This window comes from Rhizobium sp. Root1203 (assembly GCF_001424945.1).
Taxonomy (GTDB): Bacteria; Pseudomonadota; Alphaproteobacteria; order Rhizobiales; family Rhizobiaceae; genus Rhizobium.
In genome coordinates this window covers 1-26,177 of record NZ_LMCW01000017.1, presented here as the reverse complement: position 1 = coordinate 26,177, position 26,177 = coordinate 1, and the positions used below count along the sequence as shown (strand labels likewise).

Genomic DNA, 26,177 nt, shown 5'->3' with positions numbered 1-26,177 from the left:
AAGCTTCGTTGAACTTTGCGCTACCACAAATTGTCAGTTTGCTCCAAATCAAAGAGTTCTTCCGGCGTTCCACTAATTTTCACTTCGACCGGGCGGCGTTCGCTCCGTCCTCGACTTCAGGAGAGTGGAAATGACCAATAACATGCAAATGACCCGGCGCACGATGCTGACCGGCGCTGCTGTCGCCGGAGCATTAACGCCAATCATCGTCGCCACCAATGCAGCGAAGGCTGACGACGCGCATTCGATGGAGAAGCTCAAGGCTCGCAAGAGCGAAGTCGACGTTTCGAAGCTCCCGCGTGAGAAGGTTGAGCTTGTGAAGCCACCGTTCGTGCACGCGCACGACCAGATCGCCAAAGGCGGCCCCAAGATCAAGGAATTCACGCTCACCATCCAAGAGAAGAAGATGGTGCTCGACAAGGAAGGGACCGAAGTCAACGCGATGACGTTCGACGGTTCGGTGCCAGGCCCGCTGATGGTGGTCCATCAGGACGACTACGTGGAGCTGACGCTCGTGAACCCCGAGACCAACACCATGCAGCACAACATCGACTTCCATGCTGCGACCGGCGGACTTGGCGGGGGCGCACTGACCGTCGTCAACCCGGGTGAGAGCACCGTTCTTCGCTTCAAGGCGAACAAGGCGGGCGTTTTCGTCTACCACTGCGCACCTCCCGGAATGGTTCCCTGGCACGTCACCTCGGGCATGAACGGCGCGATCATGGTGCTGCCGCGCGAGGGGCTCGCCGATGGCCACGGGAAGCCGATCGTCTACGACAAGGTCTACTACGTCGGCGAGCAGGATTTCTACATTCCGCGGGACGAGACCGGTAAGTTCAAGAAGTACGACAGCCCCGGCGAAGCCTACGAGGATACCATCGCCGTGATGAAGACGCTGACCCCGACGCACATCGTTTTCAATGGCGCCGTCGGGGCGCTGACCGGCGAGAATGCAATGACCGCCAAGGTCGGCGAAACTGTCCTGATCATCCATTCGCAGGCTAACCGCGACACACGTCCTCACCTTATTGGCGGTCATGGCGAGTACGTATGGGCGACCGGCAAGTTTCACAACGTGCCGGACATCGATCAGGAAACCTGGTTCATACCGGGCGGTACGGCAGGCGCGGCAGTCTACACCTTCGCTCAGCCGGGCATATACGCCTACGTGAACCACAACCTCATCGAGGCGTTCGAACTGGGAGCCGCGGCCCACTTCAAGGTCACCGGCGAGTGGAACGACGACCTCATGACCTCGGTCAGAGCCCCATCGGCAAGTTGAGCTGGCGGCGGGGAGGTGCGCGGGCTGGGGTGGGTCCGCGCACCATTTTTAGAGAGGCGCCACGTGCGTTAAGAACCATGGCTCGCAATACTGCGACTGATGCAGTTTCAGGCATATCCATCGCGATCCCTTTTGCTCTGCTTGCAGTCCTTTCGGGAGCGGTCGCGGTGGAATCCGGGTTCGTTGCAGGCAAGCAGATACCGACTGTCGCCTCGCCCGAAATCGTGATCGTGGCACCTCGTGCCTTCGCCTATCGCGAAGCGACCGAATACTTTCGAAACGGCCTTGCAATCGACGCTCCCAAACGGGACCTTGCGATGAGGACGCCTCTGGACATCATGAAGTTCCAAACTTCGCTTGCGGAATACAACCGCTGCGTGGCGGATGGTTTCTGTTCTGCCGCTGAGGGAAGAGACAGCCTGTCGCAAGATGACGTTCCTGTCACAGGCGTCAGCTACGACGACGCCGTGCAGTATGCTGCGTGGTTGTCCAAGCATACCGGAGAGCAGTGGCGCCTGCCGACCGATCTCGAACTCGCTTATGCTGCGGCCGACCGCTTTCCCGACGACGCGCTTGGCATTGACCTGGGCGACAGGAATCCCGCGACGCGTTGGTTGGCCGACTACGAGCGCGAGGCGCGCCGAGCCGCCGCGACTGACCCGCGGCCACAGGCACGAGGGTCGTTTGGAATCAGTGAAACGGGCCTCGTCGATTTCGCCGGCAATGTGTGGGAGTGGACGACGACCTGCAACAAGCGCATCGACGTTGGAAGCCCATCGAAGGCCGAGGAACCAGATCCCAAGGACTGCGGCATCATGATCGCGGCCGGCAAGCATCGTGCCCCCATGAGCAGCTTTGTCCGCAATCCGAAGGGCGGCGGCTGTTCCGTCGGCAGCCCCCCTGACAATCTCGGCTTTCGCTTGGTCCGAAGACACTCTATCCTTGAGAACGCCGGATTTTTCGCGCGCAAAGCAGCAGCAGGCATCTTTGGCACATTCGCAAGTGGCCCAAAGGATCGGAGCAACGATGAAGGTTGATCGAACAATTTTGAAGTCGTTGCCGCTCTTCGAGCGAATGACGGACGCCGACCTGGATTCGATGCTGGAGCATGCCGTGCCGCGCCGCGTCGCCCAGGGCGATACCGTCTTCGAGCAAGGCGCTCAGGCGAAATCATTCTTCCTGTTGCTTCATGGCAGGCTGAAGGTCACCCAGGTTACCCAGGATGGACAGCAAATTATCGTTCGGATGGTGCATCCGGGAGATCTGTTCGGTTTCGCCATGGCTCTGCGGCGGTCGGATTATCCGGGCACGGCGCGAGCTGCGGCCGAGAGCCTTATCATCGGCTGGCCGACGGACATGTGGTCTCGTTTCATCGAGCAGAACCCGCGTCTCGCGATGACGGCGATGCAGACGATCGGGCAGCGGCTCGAGGAGGCGCATACCAGGATCCGCGAAATGTCCACCGAGGAGGTCGAGAAGCGAGTGGCGCATGCGGTCCTGCGCCTGTCGAAACAGGCAGGGCGCGCCGTTAAAGAGGGAATCCGCATCGACTTTCCGATTTCAAGGCAGGACATCGCCGAAATGACGGGGACGACGCTTCACACGGTGTCGCGCATCCTGAGCGCCTGGGAGTCAAAGGGCATCGTGGAAGGCGGACGGCAGAAGCTCACGGTGACTGACACCGCACGTCTTCTGAAGCTAGCCGACGGCGATCGTGAGTAGCGGCCGTGCCGGTGCTGTTCGATAACCGCCTTCGGCTCTAAAAACGATAGGGACCTTGGAGGACGATGATGCGCAGCTTGATGATCGCTTTGGCCTGGGCTTCCATTGCCCTTGGGATAGTTGGCGTCGTCCTCCCGCTCCTGCCGACCACCCCGTTTTTTATTCTGTCTGCTGCCATCTTTGCGCGCACGTCGCCACGCTTCGAGAGGTGGCTGGTCTCACATCCCACCCTGGGTGGTCCGATCAGAGCATGGCGGGAACGGCAAGCGATCCCGCTCAGGGCGAAGTGTGTTGCAATCACCACGATGGCGTCGAGCTTCCTCTTCCTGTGTTGGCTCGCTCCTGGCGCGGTGACGCTCACGATTGTCGCCGCGCTCGTGAGCCTATGCGCAGCCTTCATAATCACGCGGCCAACAGCCTAACGAGAGGAAGGCCCTAAGCAATATCCAGACTGGATCGGTGGAAGCGCACTGCGTCTGCTCGTATCGCGGCTAGATGGGGCACGGCGCCTTGGGCCCGCACGCGACGCAGTTGGGCGCGTTCGAGCGAGAAGGCCATTCGACCACAGGCTCCGTGTCGCGCAGTGGGCCGCTCCATGAGATCAAGACGAGAAAGCTCTGATCCAGGCTATGCAGAACAGGGTGATGGGAATGCATATCAGCGCCGTCGCCGCTATCCTCCGTCCGATCGCCTTGTTGTAGATCCCGGTAATGCCGAAGAACATCCTGAGCGACCACAGCGCTGACATTAGGACGACCACTGCTCTTGCCTGATCTGAATGTGGCAGTACGATCCCGTCTGCGTGAAGTTGCGTTATCGTGAGCGAAAGCAGTCCGGCAAACAGCGACGCGGCCGAAAGCGGGATCAGAGCCTGAGCCAGGTGGTGGACGATAGCGAGGCGCCCCCGCAGCAGGAGGCTGCTGGCTGCGAGTGGGCCAATGAAAAGAATGGTTGCAGAAAAGCATCCGACCACTATCAGCGCCAGGAGGCAAAGACCGTCGACGACGGTCATGACGTCGTTCACCGAGGGGTAGTTGGTGAGGACCCACCAGGGAAGTCGCAGGGAAAGCGGCCAGATCCAGTGGGCGCCGACGCAGAGTTCGACGAGCCACTGCCGGAGCGCCTGGAAGATCGCGCTGTTCGACCAGTGAAGGGCGGCCGGCACCACGCCAAGCAGCACCGGCACGATCAAGATCGTCTCCCAGGAGGTCGCCATCCGCCCGGAGCCGTAGACGATGTCCATCGCGGGCTTGCGCCAGGCCAGGCGTATTGCGCCACGATGGCCGCTGCACCGGCCGCACATGTGGCACGCCGATGCTCCCCGCATCGTCTTGATGGGCACCAGGGGCGCGCAGTTCACTGCGGGCGCGTCGGTCGTTGCAGAGCGGCGCCACGTTTCCGGATCCACCTGAAAATGAAACGGCGCGATCTTTGAAACGAGGCCGAACACTCCGCTTACCGGGCAAAGAAACCTGCACCAAACACGCTTCGACTTTCCGTAGCGCGCGCCGACGATCATTGCGGCGAAGGTCGAGCCGCCCAGCAGCAGCGCGGCGGGCTTTGGGTACTGGTAGATGCTGGTAAGCTGTCCATAAACCGTGGTGGCGATGAAGGATACAACCGGCCAGCCAGACCACTTCATCCAGCTCGGAATGGCCCTTCCGGCGCCCCTCTCGCTGGCGAACTCGGATAATGCGCCTTCGGGGCAGAGGAGACCGCACCAGAAGCGCCCAACGAGCGCGGTCGCCAACACGACGAAAGGCCACCATATGCCCCAAAAGGCGAACTGGGCGAACCGCGACAGGTTGTTCCATATGAAGTCGCCGCTGCGCGGCAACGGCAAGAGCAGGGGGACTGCCAGAAGCAAGACATACGCGCTGATTATCACCCATTGTGCGCGCCGGATAAGCGTCTGCCGTCGGAGCAGCATATCGCCAAAGGCTGCAACGAAACCTCTCGACCCAACCCGCATTGTCGTCACGCGTGCACCTTTATGTCCCTAAGGGGCACATATGCCATTGATGCGATCAGCCAGTATGAGCCGAGACCGATCAGCGGAAGGAGCTCCGGGCGCGATCTGTAGCCAACCAGTCCAGCGATAAATGCGCCAATGCCGCTGGCGTCGTCGAGCAACCAGCTCGTATCCCACAGCGGCCCAGTCATGGTTGAAAGGATCCCGAGCGATATCGTCTTGTCGACGACCATCATCGTCAGACCGCTTCCGAGGATCAACAACAGGATTTGGCTCACGCGCGACAGAACCTTCTTCGACGCGATTGCCGCGCCAGTCTTGAACGCCCAGAAGCTCATGGCGGCAAGTCCAAACCCCAACACGCCCGAAACTGCCACCATGCCGGCGTGCCAACCTGTCGACGAGGACAGCAGTCCGAAAAGGAAGACCACTGTCTCTGCGCCTTCTCTGGCAACCGCGATCGCCGAGAGGGTCGCAAGTCCCATCCAGTTGCCCGATCTTGCATGGGTTGCCGCCCTGCCCCCAAGATCTCCAGAGGGTCGTCGGTCAATGCCCCGCATCCAGAAGACCATCCGGAGCATGAGGATCGCTGCCGTGCCCGCGAGAACGAACTGGAGCATGTCAGCGCCATCGCCGTCCAGATAGTCCCCGGCACTCATCATCAGCACCGCCAGTGCGACGGCAAGCCCGAGCCCTGCAGCCGTACCTCCTGCGATCCACCGGATTGCTGTAGCCCGAGAAGCCCCGCGCTCCCGCATCGACCATGCGAGAAGTGTCCCGACGATCAAGAGCGCCTCGAAGGACTCGCGCCATACCACGGCGGCAATCTCGAAAGACTGGAGAAAGAGACTGGCGTTCATTGTGCCACCAGCTTCGCCGGAGGCATGTCGAGGTGAAAGTCGTCGAAGAATGCGTAGTTGCCCGCGTCGAGGGAGCGGAACACGAGGAAGCTTGACGCACCTGGGGCAAGAACCTTCTCCTTGCGAAGTGGAATGCTCTCGAACTCTATTGGAGCCATCCCGTCATTGTGCAGTTCGAGCTTGAAGCGCTTGTTCGCTGGCACCTCGATGACGGAGGGAGAGACCACTCCGTTGCTGAAGTGCACATGGAAAACAGGATCCTCCTGCGCATATACGGGCGCTGCCGCAATGAATGCTGCAGCGAGGATCGATAAGCAGGTCGACATCCGGCAGTCATGCATCAGTAGCCGCCTTTTTTCCCGACGCCCGCAAACACGAACTGGTATTTCAGTGTGAAGGCTTCCGGCCATGCGGCAACGCCGGTCTCTTTATCGACGTGTCGGCCGAACGACATCATTCCATGTCCGCCCGGGTGAACGGTCAGTTCCAACGCATAGCGGCCGGCGCCCGATAGCTTGACGTTTTCGCCATAATGGGGACCGTCGCTCGCCACCATGGCCTCGAGGGCGCCGCTTTGCTCAACGCCGCTCTCGAGGTTCTTCACCTTGTATTCGACATGCAGGTTCGGCATCCAGTCACCTTCGGCGAAGCCGTTGGCGTTGTCTTCGGTCGCATGGATATCCGCTTCCAGGTGGACATCGGATTCAGCCGCTGGAAGCATCATGCCGGGCGGGTCCATTTCGATCGGCTGAAGATAGACCGCGGCAACCTCCATCCCTCCGGTGACCTGCGGCGCTCCGATCGGGAATTCGGCCGCTTGCAGGTCGAGCGGCATCGCCGAAAAGAGGACTGGGAGCAAGCAAAGGCTGGTGGCACGAAACATGACGGCGATCCCTTAAAGATGACTAATGCCGTCACCTTTAATCATGGGAAAGAGTTGGATCTTTGCGCTGGCGCAAAGACGGGTAATCGGGCGCGAGGCCGGATGCCTGCCAGTATCCGCTACTTATGACGGCCATGGCCGATCAGCTCCGTCAACATGGGAACATGTCGAAGCTGTTTGATTTTGATCAAAAAGGACGTGCATCGATCTGTTACCAATACCTCCCAAAAGGAGGTCGTGATGATCCCATTCTTCGCCGCTTTTTCAGTGTTCCTGATCCTTCACTCTATTCCAGCGGTCCCATCAGTTCGCTCGGGGATCATCGCGCGCATCGGCAGGCCGACATATTTCCTGACTTATTCCGCAGCCTCAGTTGTCGCCCTCGCATGGCTCTTTTCGACCGCGCTTTCCCTCGACTACGTTCCGTTGTGGGATCTTGCGCCCTGGCACGCCGTTGTTACATTCGTCCTCGCGCCATTCGGGGGATTTCTTGTATTGACGGGCCTCGCGAGCTCGAACCCCCTCTCGGTCGCGATCAGGTCATCCAACCAACCCGGCGCCATCGTAAGCATCTGCAGACATCCGGTCCTTTGGGGGTTTGCCTTCTGGGCGTTGGGGCATATCGCTGCAAACGGAGACCTTCGCTCGGTCCTTCTTTTCGGCGGGCTTGCGACCTTCTCACTCTCGGCTATCCCTATGATCGAGAAGCGCGCGAAGCGGCGTTTGGGCGATCGCTGGCAAACCTTGTCTGCGAAAACCTCCATCCTGCCGTTCAGAACGCTCCTCAAGGGCGAGGGATTAGCAATAGACATGCCGATGGCGATTTCCGCTGCAGTTGCGGCCGGATTAACTGTCTGGTTGCTCTTCGGCGGGGGTCATGCCTTGCTCTTTGGGGCCGACCCGATTGCGATTTTTGGGTGATTCCAGTCGGACTCGCCCTGCCATGCATGCGAGAGACGAGGGCGCGGAAGCCCCAGGAGATCGATCGCCCGACGTGAAAGATGATCAACGATATCGCCGACAGACTGGGGTCGATTATAGAAGGCCGGAACTGGCGGCATTACGATAGCTCCCATTTCCGTCACCGCCGTCATGTTTCGTAGGTGTCCCAGATGCAACGGCGTCTCACGGGTCATCAGCACGAGGCGACGCCGCTCCTTGAGCTGAACGTCGGCAGCGCGTGACACCAAGCTGTCGGACACGCCCGTCGATATGGCTGCGAGGCTCTTCATCGAGCATGGCGCAACGATCATTCCAGCGACCGGAAAGGAACCGCTGGCAATTGCGGCGCCTATGTTCCTGTTGTCGTAATGACGATGAGCCCTGATCAGCATTCTGCCGTGAGCCTCCGTTCCAACCTCGTGTGCGAGAGTTCGCTTTCCACTGTCTGAAACGACGAGGTGCACCTGCACATCAAGCCCGGCAAGTTGCTCCAACACGGCCACGCCGAGCGCCGCACCCGACGCGCCGGTTACGGCCAGTACCACGTTCAGTTGTTCACTTGGCGGCGTCATCCCGAACCCTTTCCCAAAGTTGATTGGCGCGTGCAGTCAGCTCGCTCGGCATTTGAAGCTCGCGACCCCATTCCCTGTCCGTCTCCGTCCCGATCTTGTTGGTGGCGTCGATGCCCATCTTCGTTCCAAGACCCGCCTTGGGAGAAGCGAAGTCCAGATAGTCGATCGGGGTGTTTTCCATGACGACAAGATCTCTCGCCGCATCGAACCGCGTGGAAACGGCCCAGATGACGTCTTCCCAGTTCCTCACGGAAATGTCCGCGTCGACGACGATTATCAGTTTCGTGTAGTTGAACTGGGGAAGCATCGCCCAGAGACCCATCATGATCCGACGGGCCTGCCCGGGATATCGTTTGTCGATCGAAACCACCGCGGCGCGGTAAGAGCAGGCCTCCGGCGGAAGCCAAAGATCGCGTATCTCCGGAAATTGCCGCCTGGCGATTGGAACGAACAACTCCGTCATTGCCTCACCGAGGCGCGAGGGTTCGTCGGGCGGCCGGCCGGTGTAGGTCGAGAGATAGACGGGTGAATGCCGGGTGGTAATCGCAGTCAGCCGCACGACGGGAAAGGCCTCGACCGAGTTGTAGTAGCCGGTATGATCGCCGTACGGTCCCTCCCGCGCTGTCTCGTCAGCGGACACGACGCCCTCCAGGACGATCTCGGCGTTCGATGGCACATGAAGCGGAACTGTCAACGCCTTGCTCACGTCCGTTCGTGATCCCCGGAGAAGGCCCGCAAAATTCAACTCACTCATGCCCTCCGGAAGCGGAATGACACCCGCAAGCAAGGTCGCAGGATCTGCGCCGATCGCAATGGCGATAGGCATGTCCAATCCCTTTCGCTGCCACTCCCGGAAGTGCTTGGCGCCGCCCCTGTGAGCAAGCCACCTGACAATCAGCGACGTCGAATCTCGAACCTGCATCCGGTATATTCCGACATTCACGTCATTCGGATCGTCGGGACTTCGTGTGATCACCAGCGGCCAGGTGACCAGGGGAGCAGGCTCGCCCGGCCAGCACCATTGAACGGGCAGACGTCCGAGATCGATCTCAGTTCCTCGATAGACGACCTCCTGGCAGAGCGCCGTCCGACGATGTCGCGGCCGCATGCTGAGCGCAGCCTTCAGCAGCGGCAGTTTGCTCCAAGCGTCCGCCAGCGACCTTGGTGGAACCGGGTGCTGCATTTCGGCGAGTTCCTCCGCAAGACGTTGCAGCCCACCCTCCCCGAGACCGAATCCGAGTTCGATACGTTCCTTTGTGCCAAAGAGATTGACTACAACAGGGACAGGCGAGCGCCGCCCAGTCGCGTCGACTGGCAACTTGAAGAGAAGTGCCGGGCCGTTCTCGCTAAGAACCCTTTGATGCAAGGCCGTCATTTCGTGAACGAGGGAGACCGGCTCGTCAACAGTCACCAGCAGGCGGCGCTGTTCGAGCTCCCGCAAGAAAGCCTGAAGATCAGTATGTCGTTGGGTCGGAAGATCATCGTTTCGCATTGACGATGCAATCGATGAGGAAACGGTCGCTGTCTTTGTTCCAGATCAAACAGCGGCGGCGCAATAAGACCTAGGATGCCTCGTTCAATCTGAGAGGCCTCAATGCTTGCCCCACATCGTCTGATGGCCACAGCGCGCATGGTACCGTTGCCGGTCGCTGCGTGTGTCGCATCTCTGCTTTTCCAGCAGGTTCTCAAGAGCCATCCGAAGCTATTTGACCGTCTCGGAGAATATGGAAAAGCCCGCTTCGGTTTCATTCCGTCCGATCTCCCATTTGCATTCTCCATTCGACCAGGCGAACGAACCATTCGTACCTTCCGAAGAGGGGATGCAATCGCGGCCGACGCGACTATCGGCGGCCCGCTGCTTCTCATGCTTGCGCTGGCAGAGGGACGGGTCGATGGCGATGCGATCTTCTTCGCGCGCAAGCTCGCTGTCAGCGGGGATATGGAGGCGGTGCTCGCGTTGCGCAACGCTCTCGACGACAGTGAGATCGACATGGTGAAGGCCATCGGCAAACTGTCCGGCCCCTTCAACCGCTCAATGGTTGGCGTGCTCTCGTCGATGCGACGTCGCGCGCTGGAATCGCATGGTGTCGCATGGAATTGATCTGCCCTGCGGGGACCCCTTCCTCATTCCGTGAGGCTGTCGATGCAGGCGCCGACGCCGTCTATTGCGGGTTCCGCGACGAAACGAACGCACGCAACTTTCCGGGACTGAACTTCAATCCGTCGGAACTTCGGGAAGCCGTGTCCTATGCGCATGCTCGCAGTGTAAAGACATTCGTCGCGCTCAACACGTTTATGACGGCTGGGAAAGAGGACCTCTGGTATCGCAGAGCGCAAGAAGCGACGGAAGCCGGCGCCGATGCGTTGATCGTTGCAGACTTTGGGCTGATGGCGCATGTCGCCGAGCATCACCCGCAGCAGCGGCTCCACATCTCCGTCCAGGCCTCCGCTTCCAATCCGGACGCCCTTTCGTACCTGGTGGAGAATTTCGGCGCAGCACGTGTCGTGCTGCCTCGCACGCTGACGATCGCAGATATCGCGCGGATCTCCCGACGCGTAAGCTGCGAACTCGAGGTGTTCGTCTTTGGTGGTCTCTGCGTCATGGCCGAAGGGCGATGCTCGCTATCCTCCTACGCGACGGGAAAATCGCCCAACATGAACGGCGTGTGTTCGCCCGCCAGCCACGTCAGGTACCGCGAGATCGGCAACGAGATGATGTCGGACCTTGGCAGCTTCACCATCAACAGGTTCTCGGCGAACGAGGCTGCAGGCTATCCGACGCTCTGCAAGGGACGCTTTGAAATCGCCGACAGCAAGACCTACGCGTTTGAAGATCCTGTTTCGCTGGATGTCATGGATCAGCTCGACGAGCTTCGTGCTGCCGGCGTGAAGGCCCTCAAGGTCGAGGGCCGTCAGCGCGGCAAGGCATACATCTCCGAGGTCGTGTCCACTTTACGCGCAACATTGAACGCAGCGCCCTCCGGGCGCGCAGCCCTCATGGCACGCTTAAAATCGCTGAGCGAAGGCCAGCAGACGACACACGGCGCCTATGAAAAACGCTGGAGATAATATGAGAGGGTCTTCCTTGAAACTCACGCTTGGGCCCTTGCTCTACCTCTGGCCAACCGACCGCTGGCGCGATTTCTATTTTCGGATCGCAGACGAGGCGCCGGTCGACGTCGTCGTCATTGGGGAGACCGTCTGCTCGAAGCGGCTGCATTTCATGGAGCCAGAGATCGCTGCCGTGATCGATCGGCTGGAAGCTGCTGGCAAGGAGGTCAGGCTTTCTACCTTGGCCCTTGTGACACTGGACAGAGAGGCGAACTACCAGCGAACGCTTGCGGACGATGACGCGCGCCTTGTTGAAGCCAACGATCTTTCCGCGCTCCAGGTGCTGAAGAGCCGTCCTCACGCCGTAGGGCCGTTCGTGAACGTATACAACGGTGCGACGGCCAAGGTCTTGGCACGAAACGGCGCGACCGCGATCTGCCTGCCACCGGAACTGCCGTCGACGTCGGTCACCGACATCGCAAGGGCATGTCCCGAGGTGGAATTCGAGTTGTTTGCCTTCGGACGAATTCCCCTCGCGATCTCTGCTCGTTGCGCGCACGCTCGCTCGAAGGGACGCACCAAGGACAACTGCCAGTTCATCTGCCAGGAGGACCCTGACGGACTTCCGGTAAATACGCTGTCGGGGCAGCCATTTCTTGCACTCAACGGCGTACAGACGGTCTCGCACACCTGCCAGGCGCTCCTCGACGACCCTGACGAAACGCGGTCGATGGGAGTGGGCTCGCTGAGGCTTTCTCCCCAGACCTGCGACATGACCGCCGTTTCCAAATTGTATCGTCAGCTATTGGATGGATCGATCTGCCCCACAGAAGCGGCGTCGCTGCTCAGGAATGTTTACCCGGACGTGCCGCTCTCCAACGGCTTTCACCATGGTCAGGTCGGCGCGGAGTGGATTGCAAGGCTCAGGAACTCGGAAGGATTGGGTCGGTGAATACAGGACATGAAACAATCGGCCCGCCGGCCGTTGCGCGTGCGCGTTCAGCGCTTCGCCAGATCAAGGCCTTCGTCAAGGGACCGGACTTCGACTGCGCCTGCTCTTCGGTCGTCGGTGAGGTGCTGTTGAACCTCGCCGCGAAAGAACGCGCGGCGGTCGTCGGCGAGCTATTCGTGTCCGCAGTGCGACAGCGCACCAAGCTCATCACGCTGATGGAACTTCTAATGGAACTCGACGAGTTGGGGCCAGCGACGGACCGGGGTGAAATCGAGGAAGCTGCGATGATCTTCGATGACTTGGCCGAGCAGGCGCGGCTTGGTTCTCAGCTTTTGAGAGCTTACTCGTTTTATCGATCCAACCTGCGCCAGGCTGCTCAAGGAGCCGAATTGCCTGCAACGGGTGCGAGTGCGTGATGAAGGAAAGAAACCAGAGCAGGCGCCTCGACGTCCTCGAATTCCTAAGCACCGGCGGGTCAATGGGCGGGGAACCGCAGGCGACCTTGGAGGCATTTCTCCTCCACGCAAGCCCCTGGACCGTCTCACCTGTCAAGAACCCGTCCTCCGGACACACGACGCCGCGGCTCGGCAACCGCTTCGCCGATGAGTGAATCTGCGACAGAAGGCGCCGGCGTGATCGAATTCGACCCGCGTGGTAAAACCGGATCCTTCCTCGTGCACGCGGGTGATCAATCGCCGTGCGCCGTCACGGTGACGCGGCGAGGTATCCTGAACGTTGCCTCCCCGCCTCGCGCGACGGCCAGCCGATTTCTTGAAAGCATCGACGTGTTCCGTGCGATTGCGCGCGAGAAGCTTTCGAAGACGGATACGGTCGCCCCCCTGGAAGTAACCGCGGAGGACGTGAGGCGCTGGAGGCGACTGCATGGCTTTGCCATTTCGAACGACAAGGCGGGTGACATCCTTGCATCGAGCCGTTAGTCACTCAGCAATCAAATTTTGAACACGTTCGCCGAAGCGCCACTGGCGCCCGGCAATCGTCTCTCAACGCGCCGTGTAAACTCGTGGGAGTTTGGCGCGCAAGCGCAGTTCATTCGGAGGTTTCGATCCAAAGAGCGGTTGCCATGTAACCAATGCCCATAGTGCTGGCGAAGAAGTACATGAACAGACCCCGCGCGATGAACGAATTCGAAGAATCCATTCCGGAACCCAAGCCGCTGATCTGAAGCTGCCAGATTAGCATGCCGGTGATGCAACCGAGTGCGAAACCTGTGAGGAAACGGGTGAGGATAAACCAGATCAGGCGAGGCATTGCGGCACCTCCATCCAACGCCGGGAAACGGGCGACCGAAGAAAAAGTTCCCGATCCAAAATGACCAAGATCAAATACGACCGTGTCAGGCCATGCAATCAGCGGGCCCAGGTTTGAAGGAATTTAGGGATGGACCTTGTCGCGTTCGCAATCAGCGCTTTTGCGCTTCTGATCCTGCCTGGCCCCACGAACGCAATGTTGGTGATGGCGTCGCCAGGTCTGCCACCGGCTCGAATGGGCGTTCTTCTGGCTGCCGTTCTTGCGGCCTACCTGTGTGTGATCGTGCCAGTTTCTGCGTTTGCAGTACCCTACCTTCACGATCACCCGGCGGTATTCCAAGGTGTCAAATTGATTTCGGCGACATGGGTCCTGTATCTGGCGCTGAAGCTTTGGGGCTTGAACGGCTACACACAACCGTTCCAGCCGGGCTTCGGGCAACTGTTTCTTACAACCCTGCTCAATCCAAAAGGGCTCATTGTCGGGCTTACCATGCTCCCATCTCAAGGCGCTTTCGCGCCTGACGCGATCGCTGCGTTTCTGATCGCGGCCGCTGCTACGTCGTCTGCATGGCTGGCGCTGGGCCGGCTGGTTCTCGGAGGCCAGCAGCAGTTGCCTCTTCTCGCAAGACGGTGCGGGTCGGCCGCCCTGATGGCCTTTGCCGCGATGCTCACAATCAGCACATTCTAATCGACTGAAATTTCTTTGTGCTGCGTCAATGAGCCATTCGTACGAATGGTTAAATTCATCGCGCTTGGACAGGGGGATGAAATGAACGCAGATGACGGCGAATTGGCCGACTACTTTTCCGCCCTGGCGAATGTGAACCGGCTCGCTGTGCTTCGCACACTTGCCCATGGCGAGATGTGCGTCAAGGAACTCGCCGCCAAGATTGGCTTGGGTCAATCCGCGTTGTCGCAGCACCTGACCGTGCTCAGACGCCACGAGTTTGTTAAGACACGGCGTCAGGCACAGACAATCTTTTATTCGCTTTCCAATCACAGGAGTGAAAAGGCGTTGTCGCTCGTCAATGGAATCCTGTTCCCGCACGGCGTGCAAATGTCGATTTTCGGATTTGCTGAACTGGAAACGGACGCCGCGTGAACTAGACGTGCGCCAACTGTGACGATCTCAATCGTAGTCGGTGTCGTTCCAGAGCCGCTTCGACGACTTTGGACCCGTCCCGCTGTCACCAAATGTTCCAGGTGATAACGAACAGACCCTACAGAGAGTTTTGCCGCCTCTGCCGGCAGAACTCTCCGGCTTCAAGACCAGCCGCTGACTACGCGCCCAGTTGGACAGTTTCGCCGACCGGCTTGGCTGGATTTTTCGAAACGTAGCCCCTACTGCCATCGAGCAGAGTACGCGTATAGGGGTGTTCCACCGAGCCGCTCAAGAGCTGATCGCGCGTCGCAACCTCAACGAACACACCGCCCTGCATGACGGCAACTCTATCGCAGAGGTGCGCTACTACCGCCATATCATGGCTGACCAGGATGTATGTTAGCTTCTCGCGTTGACGCAAATCCTTCAGCAAGTTCAAAATTTCCGCCTGAATGGAAACATCGAGTGCCGATGTCGGCTCATCAAGAAGCAAAATCTTGGGCTTGAGGATCAATGCTCGAGCGATTGCGACGCGTTGCCGTTGTCCACCGGAGAGCTGATGCGGAAACCTGTACCGAAACGCTGCAGGCAGCCCGACATCGCGAAGCACGACTTCGATGCGCTCCTGCCGCTGATCGAGCCCGTGAATTTCCAGGGGCTCCATCAGCGTTCTACCGATAGTATGCCGTGGATGAAGAGAGCCGAATGGGTCTTGGAACACCATTTGCTGCGTCGCGAGCTGTGCCCTAGTTCGCTTCGTCGAGATCGGGTCACCATCGATCGCGATGGAGCCTGTCCAGTTTCGGTTTCGCCCGGCCAGTGCGCCCAGAACTGTTGACTTTCCGCAGCCGCTCTCCCCCACAAGACCGAAGGTTTCGCCCTTCGGCACCTCGAAGGCAACGTCTTTGACGACTTGCTTTGCATGGTGGCCGACACCGTATGATACGGCGAGCCCGCTTACACTGATCATTGCCATATCAACCCTCCACCCAGCTTGGGTCGCGCTTCAGGACCTCGAGCCTGTCCCTGGGATGGTCGAGGCTCGGCAAGGCGCTTAACAGACCGCGCGTGTACGGATGTTTTGCCTCATCAAGCTTTGACGCTTCCAGGGTTTCAACAATCCGACCCGAGTACATAATGATGACGCGGTCGCAAAAGCTCTTAACCAGATTGAGGTCGTGCGAGATGAAGACCAAGCCAATGTTCCGCTCCGTGATCAGGTCATCGAGGATCGAAAGCACCTGCTGGCGCACGGTAACGTCGAGCGCCGAGGTCGGCTCGTCCGCAATGATCAGCGAGGGCGAGGATATAAGCATCATTGAGATCATGATGCGTTGCCCCATTCCGCCGGACACTTCGTGCGGATAGAGGTCAAACACTCTCTGGGGCTCACGTATGTTGACGCGCTCCAGCATTGCCAGGGTTCGCTCCCGAGCTTGACGCTTGGATAAGCGATCATGCAAAATCACGGTTTCCGCAATCTGCTCGCCAACACTCATGACAGGGTTCAGCGAATATTTCGGGTCCTGGAGTATCATCGAAATCCGGCGGCCGCGGATCCCTCGCATAGCGGCCTCGTCGGCAGCCAGTAGGTCGACATCCTCGAACTGAAGTTTCTGCGCTTTGACGATCGCGTTGGAGGGCTCGAGACGCATGATGGCGCGGCCGGTCGTGCTCTTGCCCGAACCGGACTCACCGATGATACCTACCTTCTCCCGGCCGATCTTGAATGATACGTTTTTGACCGCGGATACCACGCCCGACAAGGTCGGGAACTCTACTGACATGTTCTCTACGGTGAGAATGGGCTGTGGGATGTTACGCATTGCGAGGGTCCATTATATCACGCAGGCCGTCGCCGAGCAGGTTGAAAGCAAGGCTGACCACGAGAATGGCCAAGCCGGGAACCGTTGTTAGCCACCAGGCATCGAGGAGATATTGACGCCCGGAAGCTGCCATCGCGCCCCATTCCGGCATCGGAGGCTGGGCACCCAAGCCAAGGAATCCGAGACCCGCGGCGGTCAGGATAACGCTCGACATGTTAAGGGTCAGGCGAATGACGATGGACGGTGCGCACAACGGGACAATATGGCGAAACAGGATGCGTGCCATGCCGGCTCCCTGAAGCTCAGCAGCAACGACGAAGTCCGCCTGGCGGAAGGTCAACGTTTCTGCGCGAGCAAGACGCGCTATGGGTGGCCACACCGTCAGGGCGATTGCGATTACAGCGTTCTCGATCCCCGGCCCGAGCGCAGCAGAGAATGCCAGTGCAAGTACGAGGCTCGGGAACGAAAGAAAGATGTCGGTAATGCGCATCAGTACCACATCGATCCAACCGCCGAGGTAGCCGGCAGTAGCTCCGATGACAAAGCCGATCGGGGCGACGATCACCGTTACCAGGATGCTGATGTAAAGCGTTGTACGCGCACCGTAGACCAACCGAGAATAGACATCGCGGCCGAACTCGTCGGTCCCGAACCAGTTGACGGCTGACGGCGGCTTGAGGGCCATCGTCAGGTCCTGGAGAATTGGATCGTGGGTCGCAAGAAGGGGTGCGAATGTCGCGATGACGATCAGCGCAAGGACCACGAGGAAGCCCCCCAGGGCCAACGGGTTGCCTGCGAGGTTGAGCCAGAGGACATAAGCTTTATGAAACCGGGCCTGTCGGGAAGAGGTGAACTCTTCGCTGATCAGCCAGTTGTGAAGGGCGTCGATGGAACGTGTAGCCATGATGTCACCGAGTCCTTGGATCGAGGAAGCGATAGGTGATGTCCGACAGCAGGTTGATCGCGATCGAGATGATGCCGATCAGCAGGACGCTGCCGAGAACCGCGTTCATGTCCGCAAAAAACAGTGCCGACGTCAGGTACTGCCCGAGGCCGGGCCAGGCGAAAACCGTCTCGATCAGCACAGTGCCATCAAGGAGGCCGCAATAAGCGAGCGCTACGATCGTCAACAACTGGACACGTATGTTGCGGAATGCGTGCCGCCAGACGATGGCACGCTGGCCGAGCCCCTTTGCCTTGGCCGTCAAGACGTATTCCTGGCGAAGTTGCTCCAGCATGAAACTGCGGCTCATCCGGCTCAAATAGGCCATCGCCGCATAGCCGAGGATAATTGCCGGTGCGGCTAAATGTAGGAGCGCGTCGCGCAGGACTTCCCATTCGCCGGCGAGAATTGCGTCTACGATGATCGAGTTGGTAGGCCCTTCGACCAAGCCCTCATTGTACACATCGAGACGGCCTCCTCCCGGAATGAGGCCGAACTTCGCATAGAAAACGAGAATGACGATCGTCCCCAACCAGAAAATCGGCGTCGAATGCCCCAGCAAACCCACGATACGTGCGAGGTGATCGACCCAAGTTCCTTTTCGGACTGCCGAAATGATCCCAAGGGGAACACCAAGGCTTGCACCGATCAGGGTAGCGAGTGTCGCCAGTTCCAGGGTTGCCGGGAATACGCGGGCCAGATCGCTGGCCACGGGGTTCTTCGTGACATGCGACTGTCCGAAATCGAGATGAGCGACGTTTCCGATATACGTCGCGAACTGGACGTAAAGCGGCTGATCAAGCCCCATCTGCTTGTAGACACGCTCATAGGTCGCCTGGTCAGCCTGATCGCCGATCACGGCAATCACCGGGTCGGCAGGTACCATGCGCCCAACCACGAAGGTGATCACAAGAAGACCCAGCAAAGTCGTCAGAATGACGGCAAAGGAAGTTGCCACTTTCCGCAGGGCGGAGACGGCGGCTTTGCCGCCGCTCCACCCTGTCTCGGTTGTGTGTGCGATGCTCACATTATTCTCCTCCCAAGGGTGCTACTACTCGCCCTTGGTGACAGTATCCCATCGGGTCAGCCAGGTCGGGTGTCCGACGTAGCCCGTTACATTCTTATTGACGGCTTTGGCGTCCGTGCGCAGGAACGAGGTCACGAGTGCCGGGGAAGCCTCAAGATAGGCTTTGTTGATTTTGGCGTAGAGTTCGGTCCGTTTCGCCTGGTCAGTTTCGTGGGCGGCGGCCGTCACCATCTCCTGAATATCCTTGGGAACATCCCACGCCGTGCGCCATGCATTCAGCCCGGTCAGCTTCGCCCCGTCGGAATTGTTGGCATTCGTCGCGTAGGACTGAAGGACTGCATGTGGGTCAGGAAGACGTTCACCCGAGCGCGCCGAAAACAGCTCGAACTCCCGCGAACGGAATTTGCCAATATGATCGCCACCTTGCAGATCGAGCTTTATCCCAGCTTTCGCGGCATTTGCCTGCAGCGATTGAGCGACTTCGTACTCCGGGGTCACCGGGGTTGCGTAGTAGACCTTGCTGAAGCCATTGGGGTAACCGGCTTCAGCCAGCAGCGCCTTGGCCTTTTCGATATCAAGCTTGTACGGGTTGCTGTCGCCAGCACCCGGCAGGCCCGCCGGAATGATGGTCTGCTGCTTGATTCCGTAATACTTCATTACGGTGTTGGAGAGGCCATCGTAGTCGATCAGGTAGCGGAACGCCTCGCGGACCTTGGGATTGGAAAGGATTTCGTCCTTCTGGTTGAGAGCCAGGTAGTAGAATCCGAAACCCGGGGTCTTTTGAATGGTCACCTTGCCACCGCTATCGAGGGCACCAAGGTCGGAAGACGACAGGCGAGTGGCGACATCAACGTCACCAGCCTCCAATTGCAGACGCTGACCCGCCGATTCCGGCAGATGACGAAGGATTACCCGGCGCATTTTGGGCGCGCCCTGCCAGTAGCTTTTGAAGCCATCGGCAATCAGCAGATCGTTGACGCGCCAGGACCGCAGTGAGAACGGGCCGGAGCCGGCATCGTTGGTTTGAAGGAATTCTCGCCCCAGATCGCCACCTTTGTCGTGTTCGGCCAGCAACTTGCTATCGAAGATCGAGGTGGAAAAGCTCGCGAGCGAGTAGAGAATAAGGTTCGGGTTCCAAACTTCGGGGGTCTGAACGACCAGTGTCGAATCGTCGGTCGCCTTTATCAAGCCGTCGACGTTATCCTCCTTGAAACCCCATTGGCGCAGATCCGTGGAAGGCGCGAGACCCAGCTTGACGAGACGGCGCAGCGACCATTCCGCATCCTTTGCCGTTAGCGGGTTACCCGAGTGAAACGTCACTCCGGAGCGAATCTTGAAGGTAAAAGTCTTGCCATCGTCAGAGACGGTCCAGCTTTCCGCCAACCCGGGCATCGGCTTCGTGATGTTGTCAGCGGGCAAAACGATCAGCCGCTCGTAGAGATTGGCTACAATTTCCGCCGCTTCCAGCTGATTTAGTTCATTCGGATCGAGACCGCGCATCGACGACATGTTCGTCGCGATCACCAATTGGTCTTTCGGCGTGGCAGCCATTCCAGACAACGGCGCGGCGAAAGTCGCAGCCACCAAGGCAGTCGTCACCAGAAATTGGCGTCGAAACATGGTCATTTATTCCTCCCATGGGCTCCCCGCCCGAACAAACAGTGGATCAATTTTCATATCGACATCGATCTGAAATCTGGTATATCAGATCTCACAAAACGTTTTTGGGGTCAACGGGGATTTTTTGAAATGGCGAAAAATGGAGAGTCGGCGGCACACGACGATCGGATTGAAAAGCTCGACCCCAGGTTCCTCTCGACTCTGCGCGATCACGTCCACCGCACCCTGCGTAGCGCCATCCTTTCGGGACGATTTGCACCGGACGAGCGTGTTAACGAGAGACAGCTCGCCGAGCAGCTCGGGGTCAGCACAACTCCAATCAAGGAAGCGTTGCGGCAACTGGAGACCGAGGGCTTGGTGGAAACGCTGCCCCGTCGAGGCGTGATCATTCGGTTCGACTCGAGTTGGGCTGAAGAAATGATTTTGGCTCGTGCAGCGTTGGAGTCGATGATCGCGCACCTCGCCGCGAAGCGCATCGACAGCGATGCTGCAACTGCCATCGAAGCCACCGTGGAGAAGATGCGGATCGCTACGGATAAGGGCGAAGCGGACCAGTTAATCTCGCTGAACGAGGTTTTCCACGAACAGATTCACGTCGCGTCCCAGTGCCAGTATCTCGCCCGGATGATTGAGCGGCAACAGTTCTACGACGCAAGCATTAGGCGCGTCATTCATTCCGATCCCGCGGAAAGACAAAAGGCGTTTGGAGAACACGCCGCGATCGCCAGCGCAATCATCTCGGGCAGCATCGAAAAAGCAGAGCGCGTGATGCGTGATCATGTTGTCCGCTCCGGGGACACGTATCTCGATATTATTTTTAAGAAAAAGGAGGAGCTTTAAGTTGAGCAAGGCAATGGAAAAAGTCCGCGAGGCCCTGAAAGGTATTTCCGGTGTGCCGGTGACGCCGTACGCGAAGGATGGCGGCGTGGACACCGAGAAGCTTGCGGCTCTGATAGCCAGATTGGCAGCTGCGCGGATACACAATCTGATGGCGGCGGGAAACACCGGTGAGTTTTTCACCCTTTCCTTAGACGAGGTCCGCCTCGTTCATAGCACCACGATTAAGGCGGCGAACGGAAAGTCGCTTGTCAGTGCAGCTGTGGGACGTTCCCTGACCGAGGCGAAGGCACTGGCGCGCGAGGCGATCGCTGACGGTGCAGACGCCATTATGGGTCATCACCCGATGGACCCGTTCGCCGGCCCGAGCTATCAGGCAAAGTACTTCCTGGAGCTAGCTGACGCGTCGACAGTTCCCGTGATCGCCTATGTTCGAAGCGACACGTTCTCGGTTGCGGATTTCCGAAAGCTTGCGCTCCATGAAAATATCGCGGGCATCAAGTTCGCATCCGGCAACCTCATGCTGCTCGCAGATGTGATCCGCTCGACCAAAGACACGCCGGCGATTTGGGTTTGCGGCTTGGCCGAGGGCTGGGCTCCGGCATTCTACGCAATGGGCGCTCGTGGGTTTACCTCTGGGCTCGTGAACGTATTTCCGGAGCGTTCTCATTCAATTCACGCTGCCTTGGAAGCGGGTGACTATCAGAAAGCTCGCGACCTCATCGACGATATCGCCGGTTTCGAGGCCATGCGCACGAAGTACCTCAACGGCGCGAACGTGACGGTCGTAAAGGAAGCGCTTGGCATGCTCGGGACGGACGTCGGTCCGGTTCGCGTGCCTGGCGTTGAAACCTTGAACGAAAGCGAGCGTTCGAGCCTCAAGGCGATCGTCGAACGTGTCGGACGCGAGAGCGCAGCGGCCTGAGGGAGTAGATCATGCACATCACCGCACTGAAGACCTACATGCAGCGGGTCGACGACCGTCCTCGCCTGCTCGTTAAGATCGAAACCAGCGAAGGTATTTCGGGTTGGGGCGAAGCCTACAATCATGGTCCTGATTGGGCTTTGCCGCCCTTGTTGGACTACCTGTTCCACCAGATCGAGGGGGAAGACCCACGTCGCGTCGAGTTCCTGGTCTTGAAACTCAATCAGCAATGCCGCTTTCCGCCGGGCGCACTTGGGCTCGCCGCGATTTCAGCGATCGACCATGCTCTGTGGGACATTGCCGGAAAGGCTGCCGGCTTGCCGGTCTATATGCTTCTGGGCGGCAACGTACGCGACCGAGTTCGAATCTACTGCGGCGTCTATACCGCTCCGGACCCGGAAGCGGCCCTCGACCAGACCCTGCGGCTGAACGAGGAATACGGCTATACGGCGTTCAAGCTTAGCCCGTATCGTCGTGATCTCCATAACACCCGGTGGGGCGAACTGGTCAAGGAAACCGGAGACTACTTCGGCGCAATCCGGGAAATTACGCCCTCGCATTTCGAATTCGCATTCGATGCCCATGCAAAGATTTATGAGCCGTACCAAGCCGTTCAACTCGCAGCCGCTATCGCTCCCTACGATCCGCTTTTCTATGAAGAGCCCATTAGGCCTGAGCACATTCCTGCATGGACCGAACTCAAGTCCAAAGTCACAATTCCACTCGCAACGGGGGAGTCCCTGTACAATCGTTTCGAGTTCCTTTCGCTGCTCTCGGCGCGCGGAGCCGACATTATCCAACCCGACATCTGCGTGGTTGGCGGGGTCACCGAGATGCGAAGAATTGCTGCGCTTGCGGAAGCGCACTACGTGACGGTTGCCCCTCATAACCCTATGGGGCCTTTGGCGACCGCGGTGAACATCCACTTCTGCGCCGCGCAGCCGAACTTCAAAATCCTTGAATACAAGCCGCACGTCCACGCCCCGTGGGCCCTGGACCCCTACGTGCCTGTCGACGGCCACATGGAACTCCGGCCAGACCGGCCCGGCTGGGGTGTCGAGATCGACGAGAAGGCGCTTGCCACGGAGGATTACATCCACTGGGAACGCAAGATCACGCGTAAGCCGGATGGTTCGACCGCGTATCCCTAAATGCCCGCCACGTGGCAAAGCAATCACCTCGATAGCAACGTACATAACGACGGTAGCGAGGTCGGTCTGATGGCGAAGGAGGTTAGTGACGAGGTGGTGACGGGAGGGGCCGGCCTTAAGAGGAGGTCGGGCCCTTGCTATTTCCCACAGGCCGCATCTTTACGGCACTGGACCAGCGGTCGGATCTTCGGTAGCTGGTCGCACCGCCGCTGGATCGGAGAAACGAGTTAACTGATACCCACTGCCGTTAGTCGGCCCCCAACTGGCAGCCCGCTATCGCGCCTGACGACAAGGCACGATCACGTCTGGAGTGGGGCGTAGCGAGACCAACTCACCACCATTCGGCGAGATGAATTCTAGCCCGCCGCCTCAATGTCTGCTCAGATCTCACTCATCGTCGCCGCATATTCGAGTTCCCCCGCCGGTTGGCGATATCGGGGTAGCGGAGTGCTGTCTCTATGCCTACCCAGAGGCATCGATAAGCATATGTAATAAATACCTACCGCCGACCTCACCGCCCCGGCCGTGCGAGTGATTTGGCGATATCGATGATGTCGTCGCGCGATGCCGTTGGATCGTCTTTGTTCCAGGCAACACCAAGCCCGATCCGGAAGTCGATCCCCCTCACCTTCTTCAGCTCGAACGCCCGGTTGGGAAGATCGAGCGTCCATTCCGGCGCAAAGCCAATGCCAAGCCCGGCAGAAACCAGTGACACCAGCGAATAGGTGTCGTCGCAGCTGTAGGCGATATTAGCCGTCAGATCGTATTCCTCGAACTTCTCATTGAAGTAGCGCTCTGTAAACGACAGGTAAACGACAGGTTCTGCCTGTTGAAGGCGATGATCTTCTGGTCGCGCAGATCATCGATGGTGATCTCCTCGCGGCTCGCCAGCGGATTGGAATGGGCCACTGCCAGATGGTAGCGTTCATGGGCAATCGAGCAGAACCTCAGGCAGCCGATGTTTTCCACCGGACGGATGAAGCCAAGATTGATCTGGCCGCTCTCGAGGCTCCGGATGATGTCACCGGTGTTGCCGGAGGAGATATGGATGCGGACATCGGGAAACTTGCGGGCGATCTTTGCCAGGAATGTCGGCAGCATACCCATGGTAGCGGGATAGACGGTGCCGATCCTAATCTGGCGGATGCGACTGCCGCCGGCAGCCCGGGTCAGCTCGGTGGTCAGATCGACGTCGCTCAGGATCCTGACGCAGCGCTCGTAGAACGTCTCCCCTGCCCTTGTCAGTTCCACCTTCCGGGTCGAGCGGATGAACAACGCACAACCGAGCTCTTTCTCCAGCGAGATCACATGGTTGCTCAGCGCCGGCTGGGCGATCCTCATCTTGGTTGCCGCCCGGCCGAAGTGCAGTTCCTCGGCCACCGCCTTGAAGTAGGAGAGTTGGCGCAGTTCCAGGAAGGTATGTTCTCTTCTGTGCCAATACGGAGGCGCGTGTCCCTCCCGCATTTCACGCCTAGATTGCTTTCATAGTTCTATAATACGTGGTTTCATAGGTTGTCAAATGTTGTGTTTTCCAAATGGATGCACGGCAGCGAGTTGCAATAAATATCCGGCGCCTGCGGGTTTCGAAGGGAATCTCGCAGGACGACCTTGCTCTTGCCGCTGATATCGAGCGCTCATATACAGGTCATCTTGAACGGGGTGGAAAAAACCCGACCGTCGCAACTTTGGAGAAAATAGCGGAAGCAATGTCCTGCGACATCGCGGAGCTTTTTACCCCAGTTCTCGACAGCGCAGATCCAGTCAAACCGCTCAAAAGTGGACGACGGCCGCCTCGATAGTGCGAGCACGCAGGGCTCGAATATTCGATATCTCCTCGGAAACAGGGCCGGAGGTTCAATCGGCAGGCTGTAGTGCGCAACGGAGCTCCTTCTCCAGTGAGATCACATGGTTGCTCAGCGCCGGCTGGGCGATCCGCATCTTCGTTGCCGCCCTGCCGAAGTGCAGTTCCTCGGCCACCGCTTTGAAGTAGGAGAGTTGGCGCCGTTTCATCGACTACCCTCCGACGCAAAGTGCCCGAAATATTGCACAGATGCCTCGCTAAAGATAAGTTGGAGCGTCCTAGCACACGTAAATTATCTTTTCAATACTCTAATTTCCAAAAACGAAAGTTTTGATGCTCAAGCCACCTCAATGTCGCGCTGCTCGAGCGCTTTTGGATTGGACCCAGAATGACCTTGCTGGCCGGACGGCCATAAGTGCAGTGTCAATCCGTGCCTTCGAAAAGGGCGGCGAAATGCGGGAGAGCAATCTTCGGCTCCTGAAATTGACATTCGAGGCTGCGGGGATAATTTTTCAAGACGAGGGCGATGTGGCGCCGGGAGGCATTGGAGTTCGGCTGCGTTCGACCGGGCAGAATGAGGAATGAGCGCCCTGAGCGATACGAACCCACGACCCGCACACGGCAACTGGCGTGAACGGGCGTTGAACTTTCATCCGGCTACGATTAGACCCTCGGCGGTTTTGGTAGGCCAAATGGCGCGGTAGTAGCAACCGGCGACGGCCGCCTCGATAATGCCCGCGTGAACTAGCACCAACTGTGACGATCTATGCCACCGCTTTCGACGCCTCCGGAGGTATCAGAAAATGCGCGTGAGGCACTCGTAGGTGGTCTCGTTCGCAGGACAGGACTCGCTCTAGCCCCCAGTTCTCCTGATGGAGGTCCTTGGTGCCGTTCGCACGGATCGCAGAGCCTTGCTGCCGGACGAAAGCGATCGCTCGGCCGCGGACCTCTGGCCCAGAACGAAGAGGACGTATTGGGCGGCGTCCTTTGGACCTTTGAAGAAGATCCGCTCTTCCGGCGAGGGACCGTAGCGCTTGAAGAAGCGGCCGGCGCGGCAACATAGGCCAAGGATGGCGCTGCACCGCATCGCTCCCCTCGTCCAGACCTCTATGGAAACCTCTAGTGCGCTGTCAACCCGTGCAGCAGCGTAGCCGATCTCCAGCTCGCCGCCGAATGCAACCCGCACCATCCGCTCGAACTGGAGCAGAAGGGTCGCCATCGGCGCACTATCCACGCAGTGCCTGGCGAGCCAGATTTCAAGCAGGTCCAAATCAACGGGGGCGGCGGGAAAAGGCGTCGACATGTTCATGCTACATCCTTCAACCGGCTTTCGATCAACAGCCCGCTCTCGTCGAGGATGGGATGTGCGACGGAGACGATGTGGGCGTTGATGCGCTTCAGGTCGCGCAGCATGTCGAGATGCAGGGAGCTCGTCTGCAGG

The 26,177-nt window shown here is 59.0% G+C and carries 30 protein-coding genes and 2 pseudogenes; 17 read left to right on the top strand and 15 right to left on the bottom strand.

What is annotated here, in order from left to right:
* Nucleotides 1-130: 130 nt before the first annotated feature.
* The 4 genes from nirK to ASC97_RS18410 all read left to right on the top strand — a co-directional run bounded on the left by nirK (nucleotide 131) and on the right by ASC97_RS18410 (nucleotide 3,426).
* A complete protein-coding gene (gene nirK, locus ASC97_RS18425; RefSeq protein WP_057469802.1) occupies nucleotides 131-1,282 on the top strand; it encodes a copper-containing nitrite reductase in 1,152 nt (383 codons plus the stop codon).
* Nucleotides 1,283-1,359: 77 nt separating this feature from the next.
* Complete coding sequence (locus ASC97_RS18420; protein ID WP_057469801.1) at nucleotides 1,360-2,319, top strand: SUMF1/EgtB/PvdO family nonheme iron enzyme; 960 nt, start codon at nucleotides 1,360-1,362, stop codon at nucleotides 2,317-2,319.
* Nucleotides 2,309-3,004, top strand: a complete 696-nt coding sequence (locus ASC97_RS18415; RefSeq protein ID WP_057469800.1) for a Crp/Fnr family transcriptional regulator — start codon at nucleotides 2,309-2,311, stop codon at nucleotides 3,002-3,004. Before ASC97_RS18420 ends, ASC97_RS18415 begins: the two co-directional genes overlap by 11 nt.
* A gap of 65 nt (nucleotides 3,005-3,069) precedes the next feature.
* Nucleotides 3,070-3,426 carry a YbaN family protein gene (locus ASC97_RS18410; RefSeq protein ID WP_338012530.1) on the top strand — a complete coding sequence of 119 codons (357 nt, stop codon included), beginning with the start codon at nucleotides 3,070-3,072 and terminating at the stop codon, nucleotides 3,424-3,426.
* Nucleotides 3,427-3,605: 179 nt separating this feature from the next.
* Here the strand turns inward: ASC97_RS18410 and ASC97_RS18405 are convergent, their stop codons facing one another.
* The 4 genes from ASC97_RS18405 to ASC97_RS18390 are packed head-to-tail and all read right to left on the bottom strand — an operon-like array spanning nucleotide 3,606 to nucleotide 6,728.
* Nucleotides 3,606-4,976, bottom strand: a complete 1,371-nt coding sequence (locus tag ASC97_RS18405) for a 4Fe-4S binding protein (protein ID WP_244481525.1) — start codon at nucleotides 4,974-4,976, stop codon at nucleotides 3,606-3,608.
* A gap of 5 nt (nucleotides 4,977-4,981) precedes the next feature.
* On the bottom strand, nucleotides 4,982-5,836 hold the full coding sequence (locus ASC97_RS18400) for an FTR1 family iron permease (RefSeq protein WP_057469797.1): 855 nt from the start codon (nucleotides 5,834-5,836) through the stop codon (nucleotides 4,982-4,984).
* The gene (locus tag ASC97_RS18395) at nucleotides 5,833-6,162 is read right to left on the bottom strand and encodes a cupredoxin domain-containing protein (protein ID WP_057469883.1); all 330 of its coding nucleotides are present in this window, start codon (nucleotides 6,160-6,162) and stop codon (nucleotides 5,833-5,835) included. Before ASC97_RS18395 ends, ASC97_RS18400 begins: the two co-directional genes overlap by 4 nt.
* Nucleotides 6,163-6,176: 14 nt before the next feature.
* Nucleotides 6,177-6,728, bottom strand: coding sequence for an iron transporter (locus ASC97_RS18390; protein WP_200959502.1), 552 nt, complete (start codon nucleotides 6,726-6,728; stop codon nucleotides 6,177-6,179).
* Between the two features lie 231 nt (nucleotides 6,729-6,959).
* On the opposite strand from ASC97_RS18390, the gene ASC97_RS18385 reads away from it, so the two are divergent.
* Nucleotides 6,960-7,640, top strand: coding sequence for an NnrU family protein (locus tag ASC97_RS18385; RefSeq protein WP_057469882.1), 681 nt, complete (start codon nucleotides 6,960-6,962; stop codon nucleotides 7,638-7,640).
* Here ASC97_RS18385 and ASC97_RS18380 read toward each other — a convergent pair.
* Nucleotides 7,595-8,233, bottom strand: coding sequence for a UbiX family flavin prenyltransferase (locus tag ASC97_RS18380; RefSeq protein ID WP_057469795.1), 639 nt, complete (start codon nucleotides 8,231-8,233; stop codon nucleotides 7,595-7,597). The genes ASC97_RS18385 and ASC97_RS18380 overlap by 46 nt on opposite strands.
* Nucleotides 8,217-9,725, bottom strand: coding sequence for a UbiD family decarboxylase (locus tag ASC97_RS18375; RefSeq protein ID WP_057469794.1), 1,509 nt, complete (start codon nucleotides 9,723-9,725; stop codon nucleotides 8,217-8,219). The genes ASC97_RS18380 and ASC97_RS18375 overlap by 17 nt, the downstream gene beginning before the upstream one ends.
* A gap of 102 nt (nucleotides 9,726-9,827) precedes the next feature.
* On the opposite strand from ASC97_RS18375, the gene ubiT reads away from it, so the two are divergent.
* Genes ubiT through ASC97_RS18345 form a run of 6 tightly spaced genes read left to right on the top strand, consistent with a single transcriptional unit; the run spans nucleotide 9,828 to nucleotide 13,174 of the window.
* Nucleotides 9,828-10,334, top strand: coding sequence for a ubiquinone anaerobic biosynthesis accessory factor UbiT (ubiT, locus tag ASC97_RS18370; RefSeq protein WP_057469793.1), 507 nt, complete (start codon nucleotides 9,828-9,830; stop codon nucleotides 10,332-10,334).
* Entirely contained in the window at nucleotides 10,325-11,302 is a 978-nt protein-coding gene (ubiU, locus tag ASC97_RS18365; protein ID WP_057469792.1) for a ubiquinone anaerobic biosynthesis protein UbiU, read from the top strand. Before ubiT ends, ubiU begins: the two co-directional genes overlap by 10 nt.
* A gap of 1 nt (nucleotide 11,303) precedes the next feature.
* Nucleotides 11,304-12,236, top strand: a complete 933-nt coding sequence (ubiV, locus tag ASC97_RS18360) for a ubiquinone anaerobic biosynthesis protein UbiV (RefSeq protein ID WP_057469791.1) — start codon at nucleotides 11,304-11,306, stop codon at nucleotides 12,234-12,236.
* Nucleotides 12,233-12,652: a hypothetical protein gene (locus ASC97_RS18355; RefSeq protein ID WP_057469790.1), complete on the top strand. Its 420-nt coding sequence runs from the start codon at nucleotides 12,233-12,235 to the stop codon at nucleotides 12,650-12,652. Before ubiV ends, ASC97_RS18355 begins: the two co-directional genes overlap by 4 nt.
* A complete protein-coding gene (locus tag ASC97_RS18350; protein ID WP_057469789.1) occupies nucleotides 12,652-12,846 on the top strand; it encodes a hypothetical protein in 195 nt (64 codons plus the stop codon). The genes ASC97_RS18355 and ASC97_RS18350 overlap by 1 nt, the downstream gene beginning before the upstream one ends.
* Nucleotides 12,839-13,174 carry a hypothetical protein gene (locus ASC97_RS18345; protein WP_057469788.1) on the top strand — a complete coding sequence of 112 codons (336 nt, stop codon included), beginning with the start codon at nucleotides 12,839-12,841 and terminating at the stop codon, nucleotides 13,172-13,174. Before ASC97_RS18350 ends, ASC97_RS18345 begins: the two co-directional genes overlap by 8 nt.
* Nucleotides 13,175-13,283: 109 nt before the next feature.
* Here the strand turns inward: ASC97_RS18345 and ASC97_RS18340 are convergent, their stop codons facing one another.
* On the bottom strand, nucleotides 13,284-13,505 hold the full coding sequence (locus ASC97_RS18340; RefSeq protein ID WP_057469787.1) for a hypothetical protein: 222 nt from the start codon (nucleotides 13,503-13,505) through the stop codon (nucleotides 13,284-13,286).
* A gap of 129 nt (nucleotides 13,506-13,634) precedes the next feature.
* Between ASC97_RS18340 and ASC97_RS18335 the strand changes: the two genes are divergently transcribed.
* Both ASC97_RS18335 and ASC97_RS18330 read left to right on the top strand, forming a co-directional pair.
* Nucleotides 13,635-14,192, top strand: a complete 558-nt coding sequence (locus ASC97_RS18335) for a hypothetical protein (protein ID WP_057469786.1) — start codon at nucleotides 13,635-13,637, stop codon at nucleotides 14,190-14,192.
* A gap of 81 nt (nucleotides 14,193-14,273) precedes the next feature.
* Complete coding sequence (locus tag ASC97_RS18330; RefSeq protein ID WP_057469881.1) at nucleotides 14,274-14,606, top strand: ArsR/SmtB family transcription factor; 333 nt, start codon at nucleotides 14,274-14,276, stop codon at nucleotides 14,604-14,606.
* A 178-nt stretch (nucleotides 14,607-14,784) separates the two neighbouring features.
* Here the strand turns inward: ASC97_RS18330 and ASC97_RS18325 are convergent, their stop codons facing one another.
* Genes ASC97_RS18325 through ASC97_RS18305 form a run of 5 tightly spaced genes read right to left on the bottom strand, consistent with a single transcriptional unit; the run spans nucleotide 14,785 to nucleotide 20,028 of the window.
* Nucleotides 14,785-15,576, bottom strand: coding sequence for an ABC transporter ATP-binding protein (locus ASC97_RS18325; protein WP_200959501.1), 792 nt, complete (start codon nucleotides 15,574-15,576; stop codon nucleotides 14,785-14,787).
* A 7-nt stretch (nucleotides 15,577-15,583) separates the two neighbouring features.
* Nucleotides 15,584-16,432, bottom strand: a complete 849-nt coding sequence (locus ASC97_RS18320; protein ID WP_057469784.1) for an ABC transporter ATP-binding protein — start codon at nucleotides 16,430-16,432, stop codon at nucleotides 15,584-15,586.
* Nucleotides 16,425-17,336 (bottom strand): ABC transporter permease, encoded by a 912-nt coding sequence (locus ASC97_RS18315; RefSeq protein WP_057469783.1) that lies wholly within the window; start codon nucleotides 17,334-17,336, stop codon nucleotides 16,425-16,427. Before ASC97_RS18315 ends, ASC97_RS18320 begins: the two co-directional genes overlap by 8 nt.
* 4 nt (nucleotides 17,337-17,340) lie before the next feature.
* A complete protein-coding gene (locus ASC97_RS18310; protein WP_443216755.1) occupies nucleotides 17,341-18,396 on the bottom strand; it encodes an ABC transporter permease in 1,056 nt (351 codons plus the stop codon).
* 30 nt (nucleotides 18,397-18,426) lie between these two features.
* On the bottom strand, nucleotides 18,427-20,028 hold the full coding sequence (locus tag ASC97_RS18305; protein WP_244481522.1) for an ABC transporter substrate-binding protein: 1,602 nt from the start codon (nucleotides 20,026-20,028) through the stop codon (nucleotides 18,427-18,429).
* A gap of 123 nt (nucleotides 20,029-20,151) precedes the next feature.
* Between ASC97_RS18305 and ASC97_RS18300 the strand changes: the two genes are divergently transcribed.
* Genes ASC97_RS18300 through ASC97_RS18290 form a run of 3 tightly spaced genes read left to right on the top strand, consistent with a single transcriptional unit; the run spans nucleotide 20,152 to nucleotide 22,935 of the window.
* On the top strand, nucleotides 20,152-20,862 hold the full coding sequence (locus ASC97_RS18300; RefSeq protein WP_057469781.1) for a GntR family transcriptional regulator: 711 nt from the start codon (nucleotides 20,152-20,154) through the stop codon (nucleotides 20,860-20,862).
* A gap of 13 nt (nucleotides 20,863-20,875) precedes the next feature.
* Nucleotides 20,876-21,784: a dihydrodipicolinate synthase family protein gene (locus ASC97_RS18295; RefSeq protein WP_057469879.1), complete on the top strand. Its 909-nt coding sequence runs from the start codon at nucleotides 20,876-20,878 to the stop codon at nucleotides 21,782-21,784.
* Between the two features lie 11 nt (nucleotides 21,785-21,795).
* Nucleotides 21,796-22,935, top strand: coding sequence for a mandelate racemase/muconate lactonizing enzyme family protein (locus ASC97_RS18290; RefSeq protein WP_057469780.1), 1,140 nt, complete (start codon nucleotides 21,796-21,798; stop codon nucleotides 22,933-22,935).
* A 511-nt stretch (nucleotides 22,936-23,446) separates the two neighbouring features.
* Here ASC97_RS18290 and ASC97_RS33130 read toward each other — a convergent pair.
* Nucleotides 23,447-24,348: pseudogene (locus ASC97_RS33130) on the bottom strand (LysR family transcriptional regulator).
* Nucleotides 24,349-24,470: 122 nt separating this feature from the next.
* Here ASC97_RS33130 and ASC97_RS33125 point away from each other — a divergent pair.
* A complete protein-coding gene (locus tag ASC97_RS33125) occupies nucleotides 24,471-24,734 on the top strand; it encodes a helix-turn-helix domain-containing protein (protein WP_082530052.1) in 264 nt (87 codons plus the stop codon).
* A gap of 70 nt (nucleotides 24,735-24,804) precedes the next feature.
* On the opposite strand, the pseudogene ASC97_RS33120 reads toward ASC97_RS33125, so the two are convergent.
* Together ASC97_RS33120 and ASC97_RS18270 are read right to left on the bottom strand one after the other, a co-directional pair.
* Nucleotides 24,805-24,945, bottom strand: a pseudogene (locus tag ASC97_RS33120) (LysR family transcriptional regulator); the annotation flags it as partial.
* A gap of 644 nt (nucleotides 24,946-25,589) precedes the next feature.
* A complete protein-coding gene (locus ASC97_RS18270; protein WP_057469777.1) occupies nucleotides 25,590-26,045 on the bottom strand; it encodes a hypothetical protein in 456 nt (151 codons plus the stop codon).
* Nucleotides 26,046-26,177 lie beyond the last annotated feature (132 nt).

Coding starts and splice junctions, on each gene's coding strand:
- nirK (WP_057469802.1), top strand. CDS start 131: ATGACCAATAACATGCAAATGACCCGGCGCACGATGCTGACCGGCGCT.
- ASC97_RS18420 (WP_057469801.1), top strand. CDS start 1,360: ATGGCTCGCAATACTGCGACTGATGCAGTTTCAGGCATATCCATCGCG.
- ASC97_RS18415 (WP_057469800.1), top strand. CDS start 2,309: ATGAAGGTTGATCGAACAATTTTGAAGTCGTTGCCGCTCTTCGAGCGA.
- ASC97_RS18410 (WP_338012530.1), top strand. CDS start 3,070: ATGATGCGCAGCTTGATGATCGCTTTGGCCTGGGCTTCCATTGCCCTT.
- ASC97_RS18405 (WP_244481525.1), bottom strand. CDS start 4,976: ATGCGGGTTGGGTCGAGAGGTTTCGTTGCAGCCTTTGGCGATATGCTG.
- ASC97_RS18400 (WP_057469797.1), bottom strand. CDS start 5,836: ATGAACGCCAGTCTCTTTCTCCAGTCTTTCGAGATTGCCGCCGTGGTA.
- ASC97_RS18395 (WP_057469883.1), bottom strand. CDS start 6,162: ATGTCGACCTGCTTATCGATCCTCGCTGCAGCATTCATTGCGGCAGCG.
- ASC97_RS18385 (WP_057469882.1), top strand. CDS start 6,960: ATGATCCCATTCTTCGCCGCTTTTTCAGTGTTCCTGATCCTTCACTCT.
- ASC97_RS18380 (WP_057469795.1), bottom strand. CDS start 8,233: ATGACGCCGCCAAGTGAACAACTGAACGTGGTACTGGCCGTAACCGGC.
- ASC97_RS18375 (WP_057469794.1), bottom strand. CDS start 9,725: ATGCGAAACGATGATCTTCCGACCCAACGACATACTGATCTTCAGGCT.
- ubiT (WP_057469793.1), top strand. CDS start 9,828: ATGCTTGCCCCACATCGTCTGATGGCCACAGCGCGCATGGTACCGTTG.
- ubiU (WP_057469792.1), top strand. CDS start 10,325: ATGGAATTGATCTGCCCTGCGGGGACCCCTTCCTCATTCCGTGAGGCT.
- ubiV (WP_057469791.1), top strand. CDS start 11,304: ATGAGAGGGTCTTCCTTGAAACTCACGCTTGGGCCCTTGCTCTACCTC.
- ASC97_RS18350 (WP_057469789.1), top strand. CDS start 12,652: ATGAAGGAAAGAAACCAGAGCAGGCGCCTCGACGTCCTCGAATTCCTA.
- ASC97_RS18345 (WP_057469788.1), top strand. CDS start 12,839: ATGAGTGAATCTGCGACAGAAGGCGCCGGCGTGATCGAATTCGACCCG.
- ASC97_RS18340 (WP_057469787.1), bottom strand. CDS start 13,505: ATGCCTCGCCTGATCTGGTTTATCCTCACCCGTTTCCTCACAGGTTTC.
- ASC97_RS18335 (WP_057469786.1), top strand. CDS start 13,635: ATGGACCTTGTCGCGTTCGCAATCAGCGCTTTTGCGCTTCTGATCCTG.
- ASC97_RS18330 (WP_057469881.1), top strand. CDS start 14,274: ATGAACGCAGATGACGGCGAATTGGCCGACTACTTTTCCGCCCTGGCG.
- ASC97_RS18325 (WP_200959501.1), bottom strand. CDS start 15,576: ATGATCAGTGTAAGCGGGCTCGCCGTATCATACGGTGTCGGCCACCAT.
- ASC97_RS18320 (WP_057469784.1), bottom strand. CDS start 16,432: ATGCGTAACATCCCACAGCCCATTCTCACCGTAGAGAACATGTCAGTA.
- ASC97_RS18315 (WP_057469783.1), bottom strand. CDS start 17,336: ATGGCTACACGTTCCATCGACGCCCTTCACAACTGGCTGATCAGCGAA.
- ASC97_RS18305 (WP_244481522.1), bottom strand. CDS start 20,028: ATGACCATGTTTCGACGCCAATTTCTGGTGACGACTGCCTTGGTGGCT.
- ASC97_RS18300 (WP_057469781.1), top strand. CDS start 20,152: ATGGCGAAAAATGGAGAGTCGGCGGCACACGACGATCGGATTGAAAAG.
- ASC97_RS18295 (WP_057469879.1), top strand. CDS start 20,876: ATGGAAAAAGTCCGCGAGGCCCTGAAAGGTATTTCCGGTGTGCCGGTG.
- ASC97_RS18290 (WP_057469780.1), top strand. CDS start 21,796: ATGCACATCACCGCACTGAAGACCTACATGCAGCGGGTCGACGACCGT.
- ASC97_RS33125 (WP_082530052.1), top strand. CDS start 24,471: ATGGATGCACGGCAGCGAGTTGCAATAAATATCCGGCGCCTGCGGGTT.
- ASC97_RS18270 (WP_057469777.1), bottom strand. CDS start 26,045: ATGAACATGTCGACGCCTTTTCCCGCCGCCCCCGTTGATTTGGACCTG.